The 15311-nt window shown below is 43.5% G+C and carries 12 protein-coding genes; 7 read left to right on the forward strand and 5 right to left on the reverse strand.

What is annotated here, in order from left to right; translation table 11 throughout:
- Positions 1 to 89 precede the first annotated feature (89 nt).
- Positions 90 to 950 (reverse strand): AraC family transcriptional regulator, encoded by an 861-nt coding sequence (locus tag AB6E85_RS02675; protein WP_050646903.1) that lies wholly within the window; start codon positions 948 to 950, stop codon positions 90 to 92.
- A 154-nt stretch (positions 951 to 1104) separates the two neighbouring features.
- On the opposite strand from AB6E85_RS02675, the gene AB6E85_RS02680 reads away from it, so the two are divergent.
- Together AB6E85_RS02680 and AB6E85_RS02685 are read left to right on the forward strand one after the other, a co-directional pair.
- Positions 1105 to 1281: a hypothetical protein gene (locus AB6E85_RS02680; RefSeq protein WP_017086128.1), complete on the forward strand. Its 177-nt coding sequence runs from the start codon at positions 1105 to 1107 to the stop codon at positions 1279 to 1281.
- Positions 1282 to 1406: 125 nt separating this feature from the next.
- Positions 1407 to 3155, forward strand: a complete 1749-nt coding sequence (locus AB6E85_RS02685) for an amidohydrolase (RefSeq protein WP_372141338.1) — start codon at positions 1407 to 1409, stop codon at positions 3153 to 3155.
- Positions 3156 to 3254: 99 nt separating this feature from the next.
- Here AB6E85_RS02685 and AB6E85_RS02690 read toward each other — a convergent pair whose 3' ends face one another.
- A complete protein-coding gene (locus tag AB6E85_RS02690; RefSeq protein ID WP_172380128.1) occupies positions 3255 to 3743 on the reverse strand; it encodes a hypothetical protein in 489 nt (162 codons plus the stop codon).
- Between the two features lie 267 nt (positions 3744 to 4010).
- On the opposite strand from AB6E85_RS02690, the gene AB6E85_RS02695 reads away from it, so the two are divergent.
- The gene (locus tag AB6E85_RS02695) at positions 4011 to 5273 is read left to right on the forward strand and encodes an amidohydrolase family protein (RefSeq protein ID WP_372141340.1); all 1263 of its coding nucleotides are present in this window, start codon (positions 4011 to 4013) and stop codon (positions 5271 to 5273) included.
- Positions 5274 to 5931: 658 nt separating this feature from the next.
- On the opposite strand, the gene AB6E85_RS02700 is transcribed toward AB6E85_RS02695, so the two are convergent.
- The 3 genes from AB6E85_RS02700 to AB6E85_RS02710 are packed head-to-tail and all read right to left on the reverse strand — an operon-like array spanning position 5932 to position 9288.
- Entirely contained in the window at positions 5932 to 6657 is a 726-nt protein-coding gene (locus tag AB6E85_RS02700; RefSeq protein WP_048614638.1) for a DsbA family protein, read from the reverse strand.
- Between the two features lie 10 nt (positions 6658 to 6667).
- Positions 6668 to 7195 carry a protein disulfide oxidoreductase gene (locus AB6E85_RS02705; protein WP_052879829.1) on the reverse strand — a complete coding sequence of 176 codons (528 nt, stop codon included), beginning with the start codon at positions 7193 to 7195 and terminating at the stop codon, positions 6668 to 6670.
- Positions 7192 to 9288, reverse strand: coding sequence for a protein-disulfide reductase DsbD family protein (locus AB6E85_RS02710; RefSeq protein WP_372141342.1), 2097 nt, complete (start codon positions 9286 to 9288; stop codon positions 7192 to 7194). Before AB6E85_RS02710 ends, AB6E85_RS02705 begins: the two co-directional genes overlap by 4 nt.
- Before the next feature lie 834 nt (positions 9289 to 10122).
- Here AB6E85_RS02710 and AB6E85_RS02715 point away from each other — a divergent pair.
- The 4 genes from AB6E85_RS02715 to AB6E85_RS02730 all read left to right on the forward strand — a co-directional run bounded on the left by AB6E85_RS02715 (position 10123) and on the right by AB6E85_RS02730 (position 15291).
- Positions 10123 to 11367 (forward strand): lipase family alpha/beta hydrolase, encoded by a 1245-nt coding sequence (locus tag AB6E85_RS02715; protein ID WP_372141344.1) that lies wholly within the window; start codon positions 10123 to 10125, stop codon positions 11365 to 11367.
- A gap of 186 nt (positions 11368 to 11553) precedes the next feature.
- Positions 11554 to 13125 (forward strand): amidase, encoded by a 1572-nt coding sequence (locus AB6E85_RS02720; RefSeq protein ID WP_372141346.1) that lies wholly within the window; start codon positions 11554 to 11556, stop codon positions 13123 to 13125.
- Positions 13126 to 13168: 43 nt separating this feature from the next.
- Entirely contained in the window at positions 13169 to 14167 is a 999-nt protein-coding gene (locus AB6E85_RS02725; RefSeq protein WP_372141347.1) for a DUF2860 family protein, read from the forward strand.
- 104 nt (positions 14168 to 14271) lie between these two features.
- Positions 14272 to 15291, forward strand: a complete 1020-nt coding sequence (locus tag AB6E85_RS02730) for a helix-turn-helix domain-containing protein (RefSeq protein WP_372141348.1) — start codon at positions 14272 to 14274, stop codon at positions 15289 to 15291.
- Positions 15292 to 15311: the final 20 nt, after the last annotated feature.

Genomic DNA, 15311 nt, shown 5'->3' on the forward strand with positions numbered 1-15311 from the left:
TCCCTGGTAATACGTTAAATCCATTTTTATAGTTCACTTAACTGTAATTTATTCAGAATCTTATGTGAATCGTTTAGTCTGCGAATGAATCAATGACGTTTCATTGCTATTCGATATTGAGTCGGCGTCACCTGTTTATAGGATTTAAACTGACGATTGAAGTTGGCTTGGTTGTCGTATCCCACTTTCTCCAAGATCAAACTGACAGGCAATGAGGTATTAATCAGCAAGTCGCACGCAACATTCAATCGGATCTTTTTAAGCCGTTGACTGAAGCTCTCTTTATAGTGCTTTTGAAATAAACGCCTAACACTGCTCTCACTGATGTATAGGTGACTGGCTAAATCGTTAATCGAGATATCTTGAATAAAGTGATTCATTAAGAAGGCTTCGACCTTATCTAGCTTATCGCTGATCTCATCACCTTCATTGTCCTTAAAAATCGGGTTAATTAACTGCACCACCTCTTGGTCATCAAGTAATACCGAAAACAACGAGAATAAGGTGAGTAATTGTTGGTGTGGTGGTTTCTCCATCACCCTGTCTAACAATTCAGTCGCCTTCTCTGCCGAACTAGGAGAGAACTGCAATCCTTTCTTTGAGCCTTCCAGCAGTGCACGCAAAGGTTCAAGCTCTCGACAACTGGCTATCAATGGCTCTATCCAGTCTTTACGAAACCAAATCACATGCGTTTCACATACTCGTTGGTCATCCGTACTGTCGTCCGAATAAATAGCATGAGGCAAGTCCGGCCCAACCAAAATCATATGATTATGGAACACATCGCTTTGGTGATGCCCAATAAAACCATGACCAGTAAAGTGACGATGAATCGCTATCTCATACTCTTCATGTCGGTGCCAACCATAGCTTTTACTGTTCTCGACAATTTTCTTATAGCGCCAAGACATGCCAACTCGTTGTGGCACTTTTTCCAAGTAACCTTTCATTACGATACTCAATGACCTTTTAATATTGAAAGTATACGTAACAAACCACCCAAATCAGCACATTGACTGAAAAGTATTGAACATTGCGCTGAGGGTACTCTTCTCTTCGTCTCCGATAAATATACTGCAAGTGAACTTAAACAGGAGAGCAACTATGGACACTTTATTATTAAAAATTCGCGATATGATTCTCGCCACACGTCAGCAGTGGATCGGCGAGATCACCTACAGCCACAATATTAAAGGTGATCACACCTGGAAATTCTATGGCTATAACTCTTATGACGAATATAAGAAAGATCTGCGTAAGAGCCTAAGACAAGAGTCGTGATGAAAGGCTTATTCAAACCACAATTTATTGATTAATAGCGGTTTTTATTTGTCATTCATGTAGAGTTTCACACTTGCCACTCGCTTTCTATACTTATTAAACAGTGGAACATGGAAGACATAATAATGAATAACAAGCTCACTCTGTCACGCACTGCATGGATAGCATTACTCACAAGCTTTACCGCCGTAGCGCCGGTGCTTGCACAAGCCAACACCGTTGTCCAAGCGCAAACAGCAGTTCAAGCGCAAACAGCCGTTAAAAGCCAAAGTGCTGACCAAATTTTTATCAATGCTGATATATACGGGCATCGCGAGTCGGACTCTATCGTTACCCACAAAGGCAAGATCATCTTCATTGGTAACCAATCACAGGCGCAAACTTTTCAAGGGCAAAGCACTGATGTCATTGATCTAGGCAATGCCTTTGTCTTGCCGGGATTCATTGACAACCATAACCATGTGTTTGAAGCCGCCTCAGAGCTGGGTGGCAATTGTGAACTCGACTCTGAAGCAACATTAGAAGAGCAAATCCCTTACTTAGAAGCCTGTAAAATCAATGCTGATACCGATGGCAGAGGTTGGCTTATGGGCTATGGTTTTTCTTTGGAAGCGACGCTCGATAGCGACTCTGACTACACGCCACTAGAGATCATCGACAGTGTCTTCCCTAATCGCCCCGTGGTGCTTATGGAGCAGACTTCACACTCGATGTGGGTCAACTCAAAAGCACTAAAAATCGCTCGAATCAGCCAACAATCTCCGGACCCACAAGGCGGCGCTTATTTAAAAGACCAAGACAGCGGCAAACTCAATGGCATCTTATTAGACAATGCTGGCGATCAAGTGATGGAGATGGCTTGGAATAGCCAAAGCGACCTGTTTGAGCAAAGCTACCAAGGGTTAATGTTCGGACTTGAGGAAGCGGCAGTCCACGGCATCACCACCATTGGCGACGGTCGCATGTATTGGAAACGAGGTTGGTATGACGTTTGGCTAGAGGCCGAGCAAAATCAAGACTTAACGGCGCGCGTGTCGCTGCGTCCTTGGGTATACCCATCGATGGCAATACCTTCTCAATTAGAAGTCTTTGAGAAAATGCATTCCGACGATAAAAGCCGTCTGTTACTTGTCGATCAGGTGAAAATGTACAGTGATGGCATCTTTATCAATGGCACCGCCAAAACGCTCGCGCCCTACTTAGATACTTATCTGCCCCAATCTCCTAATGGCTTGAACTATATTCCGCCAGAACAAATGAAAGAGTGGTTAACTGCGCTCGAGAAAATCGGGTTTAGCGCCCATATTCATGCCATTGGTGATGGAGCGGTTCGTGAATCGCTTGATGCAATAGAAAGTATTCGCAAACAAGGTTCAACCAAACCCTACACCCTAACCCATGTCGAATTAATCAATGATGAAGATGTGCCACGCTTTCGCCAACTAGACGTGACCGCAGATTTCCAAGTCGGCTCTGATTACGTTGCAAGGCATCAACACCAATGGGCCGAAGCTTTCCTTGGTGCTCGCCGTGCTAAAGCCATGATGAACCTCGACGCAATACTCAAGACCGACGCGAATATCACATTAAGCAGTGATTGGAACGTACACGACATCAATCCTTTAGTCGGCATCGCGAACAGTTTGATTATGGGTAAAACAGGCCTAACCGATATCTACACCGCGATTGATGCTTACACGCTTAATGCAGCCAAAAGTATTGGAATTGAAGATGTAACAGGTTCTATTGAGGTAGGAAAATCCGCTGACTTCGCCATTCTCGACCGAGACATCACCACAGTGTCAGCAAGACAAATCGCTAAGACTCAGGTGTTGATGACGGTGTTACGCGGGGATGTGGTTTACGAAAAATAGAGCCAATTTGCGTATCGAATTGGTTATCGCAACTCAAACGAAAACGAGCCAGCTTAATCAGCTGGCTCGTCTGTTATTCACATAGGTATTTTAGTTCTGTTACGCGCTGGTCTCTTTAAGCGCTTTCACATTTGAATCTTGTTTGTCATCCAGAGCAAAGTAGATCTTCGATACAATCACTTCAGCAACCAGAATCGTAAATACCACTGCGAAGAAAGCAACCACGCCACCCCAAGGGCCTGTGAAGCTCACTTTATCTCCGAACAGGAGGTTAATCGCTTCTAGCATCACGAATTTTGAGCCCACCAAGATGATATAAGTGGTGATTGCTCGGTAAACCTTAGGTGCGGTGCCCGGCTTGCTTTTGAAGTGCTCGGCAATTTTGTGCTCTAAACCAATAGAGAGCTTCAACAATAACTGCAGCAACAACGCCGCTATCAAAGAGATAGTGAAAGATTCAATGTTGACAAAGTCCCAGTACTCATCGAAAAAGTTAAGCACTACTAAGTCCACCAGCACGGCTAACGTGTAACCTACGAATAGACGTTGTGGTGTGTTGAACCCGTAAACTTTGTCTGATTTAGTCATTCTGTCTCTCTCTAATCTAATTTGATAAGTCGCCTTGATTTGAAATACATCTTAGCGTTCGAATCGAAGCAAAACTTACCATTTCATGACACAGCCAACATTCATTTCTCAAATTGATGATTCGACAGAAATCCCCCTTGCCTCTCTTATAGCAATAGCAAAAACACACCCAATTCATCACTGTCACCAAATGGCCATTCTTCAAATGCTGCGCCCCATATGATGACCCCATCAGCGACACACACTCATTTCCAAAAGGTGCAGACTATGAAAAAGCTAATCACTAACGCGAACGTATTTAACGGTGTTGATAACAACTTAATCGAGAACGTATCGATCCTCATCGAAGATAACTTGATCACTCAGATTGGAGAGATTGACCCAACGATTGCCGATGAAACGATTGATGCTCAAGGTGGCACGGTAATGCCAGGTTTGATTGATGCGCACGTTCATATCACGCTATCTGCACCTTTCAATATGATTGATACCATGACGCGTGAAGAAGTGGCGATTCGCTCAGCAAAGATTTCTGAAGAGATGTTAATGCGCGGCTTTACTACCATTCGCGATGTGGCGGGTAATACGCTTGGCCTTAAAAACAGTATCGACAACGGCTATGCCACTGGCCCACGTATTCTTCCTTCAATGGCGGCTATCTCGCAAACCTGTGGTCACTCTGATTACCGTCAAAACCAAGCACAAGAGCGTTTAGCTAACGGGCATGAAGATTCACCAATGATGAAGCTTGGCGCAATGAAAGTGGCAGATGGTCGTTCAGAAGTCTTAAAAGCGGTTCGCGAACAGTTATTCATGGGCGCTTCTCAAATCAAGATCATGGCGGGTGGTGGCGCTTCTTCAACCTTCGACCCACTAGACACATTGCAATTCACATCTGAAGAGATGAAAGCCGCGGTCGATGCTGCTTCCGATTACGGCACTTATGTTGCTGCGCACATCCACACTTCAGATGCGATGCGCCGAGCAGCTGAGGCGGGCGTGATGTCTTTCGAACACGCCACCATCATGGACGACGACATTGCCGAGATCATTAAAGAAAAAGGCATTTGGGTGATTCCTTCTTACTTTACCTCTTCATTGATTGCAGAGCGCAAGATCCCGCTGCCGAATGAGGAGACATACCGCAAGACAGAACGCGTAGGTAAAGCCATGTTCAAATCGGCAGAACTGATTAAGAAATACGACATTCAGAACATTGCTTTTGGAACTGACTGTGTGGGTGAAACCAACGTTCATGCGACCCAATTGAATGAACTTGGTGCGATTGAGCAAGTATTCGATACCATCACCGCACTTCGCATGGCGACATCAAACTGTGGACGCCTGTTCGAGATGTCGACTTACCAACACCCATACCAAGAAGGCAAACTTGGTCAAGTGGTTGAAGGTGCTTATGCCGACCTATTGATCATCGATGGCAACCCACTGGAAAGTGTTGCTTGTGTGGCAAACACAGAGACACAAAAGCTGATCATGAAAGACGGCAAAGTGTATAAAAACACGCTTTAACCTCGAAAAACACCTGTCCATTCACCATAAAAACAACAAATCTAAAGCAAATAACCGAGATGACCAACTTGGTTGTTTGCTTTTTTTGGATCGCCTAAAACTGATCTCACCTTCCATTGAAAATCTTAGATATCCAATTCACTCAATAAAACATATAAATTCACCGCCATGCTACGAGTTATTTTCCACTCGATGAATTAATTTACATTTACGTATTAACAACCATATAAAAATTAAAAATAGAATATCAAACTGTAAAAATGCAGTATAAAAAGCCTCTGATTATTTCTAAAAAAACACAGAGAAAATGGAATTATTTCAGCATAGATAGCTCTAACTAAATGTTAAGTGATAATTTATCTGGAGGTGCTATTTTAATATAACTTTGTCAACCCCACGCCCTTAAATTGCACATAAGACAATTTAGAAAAGTAAATACTATTAATCATTTTTTGTAATCAGGAATTAACAATGAGACTGTTGTTGTACTCGACATGTGGTGTTCTCAGTTTTCTAGGCATATTTGGACTAGCTGCGTTATACATTGTTTATTAATTTGCAAACTACTTCTGCAAATTAATAAACAAATAAGAAAAAGCCCTAATCAATAGGGCTTTTTATCCATCAGAAATAATAATTAAGTTATCGTAAATTTATTCTATTTACTTTTCTCTTCTAGCTTAGCCTTTACTATTGGATATAGTTTTTCGTATGGCAAGTAACCGGGGAGCAATGTTCCATCAATGAGCATCGCTGGTGTACCTCGAACACCCAGCCTAGTAAACAAATTATAGTTTTCAGCAACTTCAATCGCTATTTCACTGTCTGAAGAAACGTAATCGGTGGCTTTATTCTTCTTCGCTACTTTCATTATCGAACGAACGTTGTGAATGCCAGGCTTACTGATCAACATCTCTTCAACTGCTTTGTATTTTTCTTTGTCATTGTTCCAGACATTGAGTCCAAAGGTTGCTGAGTTCAGTGGTGAATCTCTCTCCTTTAGAGGGATGTAAATATTTATTACCTTGATGTCATTAGGAAACTCATCCGCTATTTTCCGAAGAACAGGATCTAACTTTTTACACCACGGGCAACTAAAATCAGTCATGTTTACGATCGTCAGTTTTGGATGTTCGGAACCATACCAAGGGTGGTGTGGGTTGTTATAAATAAAGTCATGGCTCTCAGCCAACGTTTTATCGAAACTACTTTGTTGATCTATGTAAGCAGCCAGACTGTCATGAACCGAATCGATAATACCTTCATTCGTTTCTAACATTTGCGTTATCTCGGCAATCTTTTCTTGTTTTGTCATTGCGTAAGTGACAGGAGAGAAAGCCAGTGTAACTAATAGTGTGATGATGCTTTTTGTTATGAATTTCATATTTTTCCCATTAATACTTAGCTAACCAAAGTCGGGCTGCGATACCTATTGGCGTAGTAATTCCTGAAGTAACACTTGTTACTTTTCCATCATTAATAACAATGAGTGTTGGCGTTAAGGAGATTCCCCAATCGCGTGCAATTTTACCTTGAGTGTCATTAATGTTGTCGTAGCTATACCCTTTAGCATTCATATAGCGTTGAACTCTTTCATCTTTACCCGAAGTCAGTGATACACCAACGACGGGATAGCTTGATGAAAACCAATCAACCACTGGCGTCACAAATTTGCAGGCGACGCACCATGTCGTCCAAAAATAAACTAATACCGGCTCTTTCTTACTCATCTCTATTACATCTATCGGTTTACCGGATAACGACACTCCGACCATTGGCGGAACGTTCTGCATTGGAACGTCTTTTGTACGCCAATAATCAACACCAAAGACCACGACCGCCGCGAACAAGGTATACAGTAATGCCGATCTCAACTTCTGCTTTTTAGTCTGAGGTTTTGCCTTAGATTTTGTTCTAATCATTCGTCATCACCTCTTGCCTTCTCAATGGCTTCCATCACCGCATCACTGGTTAAGATGACAGGAAGCTCAATACCTTCTGGAGCATTAGGGCCATAAACCATATTGAACGGAACACCGAACCGGTTGTGATCTTGTAGGTATGACGTGACGCTATCACTCGGTATAGTCCAATCCCCCTCCATCGGCACTACATCACCTTCAGTCAATGCGCTGTAAACAGGATCTTGTAAGAGAACCCCGATCTTGTTTGCTTTACAAGTCACACACCAATCAGCAGTGACATCAACAAAAACCACTTGGCCATTAGCAACATGTTCATCAATGACTTCGGTAGACAACGCTTCCCACTCAGGTTCTGGTGGCAGCATTTTAGATGTTGCTTTCTCGACAAATAACGAGGCAGAGATAACACTCAACAACAACAAGGCAACAGCACCCGCAGTCTTGATTCCATGCACTTGAACCAACCTGACAAGTAATAGGCAAACACTGACTGCCAATATTGCGTATAACCACAATTGAGGGACATGAGGTCGAAGCAAGCTAAAGAGCCAAACGCTAGTGATTAGCATCATTCCGCCGAACAGGTATTTAACACGGTTCATCCATGCCCCGGGTTTAGGCAACGCCAAAGCTATCGATGGGAATGCAGCAACGAGAATCCATGGAAGCGCCATACCAACGGCAAGAGCTGTGAAAATACCAAACATCGTCAGGATAGTAGTGGCGAGAGCAAAGGCGACGGCTGTTCCAAGAAATGGAGCAGAGCATGGCGTAGCCAATAGCGTTGCGAACATACCTTGAGTAAAGTGTCCGACGTAGCTACTGTCGCCCTTGGTTGCCATCCATGTATTTGCATTCGATGAAAGACGGATCTCGAAAAGCCCTAACATATTGGCGCTGAACAGAGCGGTGACGATAAACATCCCACCGATAAACCAACCGTTTTGAAACTGAATTCCCCAACCGATAACGCTGCCTGAAACTTTTAACACAGCCAAGAAAGTGGCTATTAACCAGAAGGATGCGAGGATGCCACTTGCAGATGCAAGGAATTGGAACCTAACTTGTTTTCTTGCCATGCCTTGAGCAGAAATAACCCCACTCAGTTTCATTCCAAGCACAGGGAATACACAGGGCATGATATTGAGAATCAACCCACCTAATAGCGCTAAAAGCACCATACTTATCATAGAGCTGTTGCCCACAATGCCATTGGTAACAGTGGTTGGATATTCTGTGATGAAGTCTTTGTCTTTGATGCTTACACGGATGTGCTGGTTGTTAAGATCGGGTGTGCCCATCCAGCTACTTACATCGTAAGTCGCAATGACTTGGTTACCTTCAATTTCAATGTGAGGAATACCAAAGTCGGCATCTTGCATTTCATCTGAATCACCATCCACGATTACATCGGGTGCAGTCCAGCCAATTTGATGTGTAGCAATAACTTGAAGTTGCGACTTGCGAGCATCCCAAATCGTAGATGTACCTTCTACAAGCGGTGAATCTTTCGGCACTTCACTCATTGCTTTGGCGTAGACAAGCATCGCGTCGTTATCCACGGTCATCTCACTTGGGTTAAACACCAAGTTGATATCAAAATCCGTGAGAATACATATGGTGGTGCATGAAGACATCGTCAGCACAGCATTAAGCTCAACAGGTTTGTTCATATCATCAATATGAAGATTCATCGGGAAGATGATGTTGTGCTTGTAACCTAGCGTATCTATGCCGAGCAAATTGAAGCGTTGGGGAAACTTCCAAAACCATTGCAGTTGCGAAACGTTCTTAGAGTCGGCCCATTTGATTTTGGGCGCAATACCTCCTTCACCAGGACTTCTCCAGTAAGTTTTCCATTCATCAGAAAGGTTCACTTCCAGATAACCCGCCGCGGTTTTATCTTCTTTATTAATTTGTCCTGTCATGACAAAACGCGTTTCTACATACGGATGTAACTTGTCTTGCATCCAACCCGTTGTAACAGGAGTCATCGATTCGCTCGCACTTGCGTTCACAGTGAATGTTGAACACAGCGCAACGAATAGCCAAAGCACAACAAAGTGCAATGACATTTTGCTTTTAGGCATGTCTAATTTTTCCTTAAAAAATGAATAATATGAGTGTTAGTTAAACGCTCTTATTCTCATTCTTTAAAGACACAGACCTTGAGATGGATGCGCCTACCCTTGTGAAGGATTGGCTCAGTGAATGGAGGGAAATACGGAACAGTACTTAGCAGCCACAATACGACTACAACGAGTATGAAGTACGTGAATATAGCTTGATCATTGACTTGGTGGTGATCAAAATTTATCAGGTGTTCTGATAACTCACATTTGTGGACGGATTGGTCGTCTTGAGATTGAGATGCACCCTTGATAAAACCGCCACCATCATCAATCTTGTTTACCTGCAGGACATTAGAAATCGCAGAATCACTATTTTCATAGTTTACTTTGCAACCTTGGATAAAACTCATATTACTGGCGAGACAGAAACAGATAACCCAACCCACTAATAATAGTGCGCTACGAGTTAGCTGATGTGTGTTTCGACTTGAGATCATATCTAAACTGCAGATGTCTGGTGATGGTAAACGTAGCAATACGACTTAACTAAAATAATAAAGTTCAATTTTTTTCGCACGGTCGATAATTTTCATGAATCAAAGCGATTGAGAATGGCAAAAATCGTATACCAACAATCAGTATCGAAAAGACAATCTCTATAGCACATCGGCATCAGCCATAGCGCTGTCGAGCTGCATGGAATAAATAAACTCGAATCAAAACAGGACATGATCAAGAACACGTATGACCTAACTCTCTGTTTTCTTGCTAGTATTAAATTCATGCTGTTTGTTTATGTATAAGATTTGTTGATTGAAGGACGAAGCTTGTTGATATGGGGATGAGATTGGAATGAAACGATTACTGACTGCACGCTTACTCAGTACAGTGCTGTTACTCAGTTCAGTGCTATCAGGGTGCAGTAACTTTAGAAACCTATCTAATGAGATACAAGCTATCGACTCCATAACCAATCAGTACACCATCACCTTAAGTCAACCGGCCTCCGGCTCTGCCGTGGTGATTGAACAAATCAAAGACATCAATAAAAGCGAAGTGGATGGCTACGATGGCATTATAGACAGCGACAGTATTCACTTACATGTATCAAATAACATCCATTACCTACTCGTCTTTGAAGATAAGAATCAAGACCTAACCCTACAAGCTGATGAAGCATTCAGTGTGGTTAACCTGCGCGACCACCAAGACAAATCGACAATCGAAGTATCACTTGTCATTAATGAGAGTGATGCCCCAAGAGCGTTTGTTGATCGTTCATTGTCCTCACTATTAAAAATAGAGTTAGACCTCGTCGATATAGGCACCGTGGTGAATTTAACAGATTCTCCCTTTGAGAAAAGAAATGCAAAGCTTGGCATGTGGCAGCCGCTGACCTTCTTACTTGAAGATAATGCTGGGCTCTATTTTCTATCTGAATATGACCCAAATAAAATCCCAATCCTATTCGTACATGGAATCAATTCAACGGCTTTAGATTTCGCCCCTCTCATTGAAAAAGTGGACCAATCTAAATACCAAATATGGGTGTTTAACTACCCTTCAGGTCTGTCTCTGTCTTTGAATTCGAAAGGCTTAAATAACCTATTCCATACAGTTGTGACTGAATATAAGATCCAACAGTTGCATGTTGTTGCCCACAGTATGGGTGGCTTGATCGTGACTAACAGTATTCGTCAGTGTCGCATTGGGCAGTTATGTGATTTTATTAGCAGCGTAACCACCATCTCTTCGCCGTTTGGTGGTGTCGAGTCAGCTAAGCAAGGGGTGGAATACTCTCCCGTGGTAATGCCTGCTTGGGTTGACTTAAACCCAGACGGCCAATTTATTAGCGACTTATTTGTTGAAAACAATCAAATCCACATTCCCCACTTTTTAGCCTTTGGTTATAACTCGGGTGATCTGTTTAATACCAACAGTAACGATGGCGTCATCAATTTATCAAGCCAGTTATCACGCCCCGCTCAATTGAACGCCGACCAAATTCGTGGTTACAACGAAAATCATGTCAGTATTTTAGATAATGATGATCTGTTTGAAGACCTGTCGAGCTTTTGGCTAGCAGCAGAGCAATAACCCCTCCCTATACATAACCCGACAAACCAGTTGGCGTGAATGGTATGAACAATGGCGGTATTTGCACTGCAAGCCAACACGCCAATCTTTATTCTAGTCCCATAAATCAGCACATGGAGTGACGCTAAGCCTAGCGAGCTAGGTTTCGAAACAAGGATAGTGACTTTCTAACTTGGGATAGAAACGATGACTATCAATGAATTAAAACGCAGAGATTTTTTCAAAGTTATGGGGAAAGGTGCAGTTTCTGCTGCGGCTATCTCTCTGCCGACCTTAGCGAATGCAACACCAACTTCGCCAACAAATTTGCCTTCAGATCACCAAACCGTTGACTCGCCACTGGATGCGACTGAGATGGCGAATCTGATAAGAGACAAAAAAGCCTCGCCAAAAGAATTCGTGCAAGAAGCCATCTATAAAATTCGCCAGACCAATGATCAGGTTAATGCGGTTGTTTCTGAGTGCTTTGACTTAGCGCTAGAGCGTGCAAACTCATTTAACCCGAACTCACCCTTTGCTGGCGTGCCTTTCTTGGTAAAAGATTGTGTTGATGTTGTTGGGCTTGAATGCACCCTGGGTTCGAAGCTAAACCAAGGCAGAAAACCCAAAGCGACCTCTTGGTTTATTCGAGCGACTCAAAATGCAGGGCTGAACGCCATTGGCATGACGAACATCCCTGAGATGATGACACTAGGCTGCACCCAGAACTCCCTTTATGGCGCGACGCGCAACCCATGGGATCTAAGCCGAGGTGTTCACTCATCAACTGGCGGTGGCGCAGCGGCGATTGCAGCTGGCTATGTACCCTTAGTGCACTCTACTGATGGCGGCGGTTCTTCTCGCATGCCTGCTTCAGCAACTGGTATTTTTGGCTTTAAACCAAGTCGAGAATCTTTGATCTCAGGGCTAACTGACGGCTCAACAAACGAAGGTTTTACCCATCAATCGTTTATGTCGAGAACCGTTCGTGACGCTGCTTTGGCAGTTTCAGTCACAGAGCATCATACAAAAAATAACTTTGAGACGCCTTTTCCTCGAACCCCAATAGGAATGGTTAATGCTTCTCTTAACCGTCAGATAAAGATTGGCGTCACCCTCAAAGATATCCACGGCAGGCTTCCTGATGAAGATACGCTCGCAGCCATTCGTTCTACGGTCTCTTTGCTCGAAAGCCTTGGGCATATCGTTATCGAAGTTGAACAACCAATCCAAAATGGCGATGTGTTCATGCGTAACTACATGGGCGTATTTGGCAACAAGATGGCAAGCTTTGCTGAGCAATTCGACCGCTTAGGGATGCCGCTAGAATCGATGCCAGACAAAGTGAGCGACAACGTCGTCTATTTAGCTCGTACGATGCAAGCACGCTTAAAAGCCACTCCTAGCTTGTATATCGACTCTCAAGAGCGATGCCGAAACTTCGCAACCAGTCATAACCGAGAGTTCTTTAAAAACATCGATATATGGCTCACCCCTTGTGCAAACCATGTTCCTTTGGACATCGAATATTTCGACCAGAAAGCGCACTCCGGCAAAGAGATATGGGCACGTTCAGAGAAATTAATGTCCTACACGCCAATCGAAAACGTGGCAGGCAATCCGGCGATGTCGGTTCCCTTGTATTGGAACAAACAGAACCTTCCTGTTGGTAGCCACTTTTCCGCAGCGAGAGGCAACGACCGCCTGTTATTTGAATTGGCCTATCAACTAGAACACGCCAAGCCTTGGGCAAACAGAAAAGCCCCGATTGCGCTTTAACAAGCGATTCAATTTAGAAAATCATTTAAGTACGAGTCTATTGATGAAACATATTATTTTCCTATTCTTGGCAAGTCTGACGCTTGCGCCACACTCATTCGCAGCTCTAGCACCAAGTGAAGGCTTCAGTGGCAACATGACCTTCCTAACTGGCTTCACCGCAAACTCAAGTAACCTCGATGTTGGTCAAAGCAACCATCAATCTCAAGCCGATTTAATGTCGTCGGGTAACACGGAAGCCGAGGGAATGGTCGCGGTTTTGGGTTCGGTGCAATACACCTTTGGCGCTTTGAATCACAAACAGTTTTTCTTAGGTACCTCAAGAGACGACATCATCACTGGTACTCTGGCATTTGAAATTGGATATAGACAGCAAGTGGAAAGCGGCATGGTGGTCGATTTTTCTATCTTGCCGACTCTGATATCAGGCGAAGTATGGGATGACCCTTATGCTGTTGACTCAAATAGGAAAGAAACCGACCTCACTGGCACTGTGGTTCGAATGCAGCTTTCAAGAATAATGGGTTCAAACTTCAATCTCGATGTTGCTTCTGGTGAGTCAGACGTTAAGAAAGAAAACACCGGCCTAAAAGGGCTTGGGTTAACCGAAGAAGAACGCGCACTGATGATTCGAGAGCGAAAGTACTTTTATCTCAAGTCTGGTTACCAGTACTTCTTAAAAGATGGGTCAGGCATTCTCACGCCTTCAATGAATGTTTTCTCTTCAGACTCTGAGGGTGACGCACTGTCGTTCTTGAGCCTTGGCGCGGAAATCAACCTAGCGAAAAGATACGGAAATCATGGTCTTGCTTTAACACTCAATGCAGCAACACGCAGCTATGACAAAGAGAACCCAATCTTTAATAAGACACGCGAAGACAAAGACTTTGGCGCCTTCGTTGCTTATGAATACGCCAATATCTTTGATGCTAGAAACTGGTCTTTGGTGTCACTACTCGGCGCGAAGACAACGAATTCAAATATTGAGTATTACCAATCATCACAATATGTGGTTTCAGTCGGTGTTGATTACAAATTCTAAGGTTGAACTGAGATTTTCATTGCTTGTAACCCGCAAACAAATCCTTTAATTTGGACATATTACCGAGAAGAACACTCTTCAATCGCCAGTAATAACAGGGAGTTATGGTGGAAAGTTTTAGTACTCAATTGCCCATTTTTTGGTTTAAAACTTTAGATTCTGCTATTCAGGCTAGAATTGGAGACAGCAGCGATATCTGGTCGGGAGCAGAGGTCTATAAACAACTTTGCTCCGCCGAATCGATCTCGGCTTATCAGCTTCAAACCGCCATCACCAATATCTACCAACGCTTTGATCATGAACTGATCGACCTGTTTGATGAATCTGCTCGCTACTTCGATGAGCTTGAAATGGGCGCGCCGGTTATGGCCATGCTCACCGCGCCAGATCTCGCCAGCTTTTGCCAACTGCTGAGTCGATATTCCATTCATATACATCCGCTACTGAAAATATTTAGCCGTGAAACAGAAAATGGTGAAGTCGAGCTTTGGGGCGTCACACCCGAGTACATTGACGAAACTACACTGATGACACACATCAGCTTGGGGCTCTATTTCAGTATTATGATCAAGCTCGTTCGCAGGTACCTTAATGCGCCGAATCAAAAGCTCGCCATTCACATCCACAAGAACACCATCGGTGATGAGTTCTTGAGCATCTATGAGCGTGTCTTTAATGTTAAAATGAAGGAGGGCTTCCCCGCCCGCTACCTCCTATTTCCTAACGATCTTGTCCAGGCAAAACCTCGCCAATTCCAAGCTGACTTTCATGCAGAGTTAGTACGAATCGCCGATCAACAGATGGAAAAAACATTAAAAACTAACCTAATCTACAAAGTGAATGAAACGTTCAAGGTGCTCGAGGTGAAAGACACCAACCTAGATAGCGTGGCGAACAATCTTCACATCAGCCCTCGAACCCTGAATCGTAAACTTAAACAACAAGGTGTGAGTTTTCGTCGTTTGTTCGATAAATACCGACTTGAGCTGAGCATGACGCTACTGAATCAGAACGACGGCAATATTACCTATGTAGCTCACGAACTTGGCTTTTCAGACTCAAGCGCATTCAGTCGAGCATTCAAAAACTGGACTGGGCACTCTCCTACTGAACTCAGGTCGTAATAGCAGATCTCGCACCCCAT

The sequence above is a fragment of the Vibrio sp. 10N.247.311.51 genome (genome assembly GCF_041467855.1).
Lineage (GTDB): Bacteria > Pseudomonadota > Gammaproteobacteria > Enterobacterales > Vibrionaceae > Vibrio > Vibrio coralliirubri.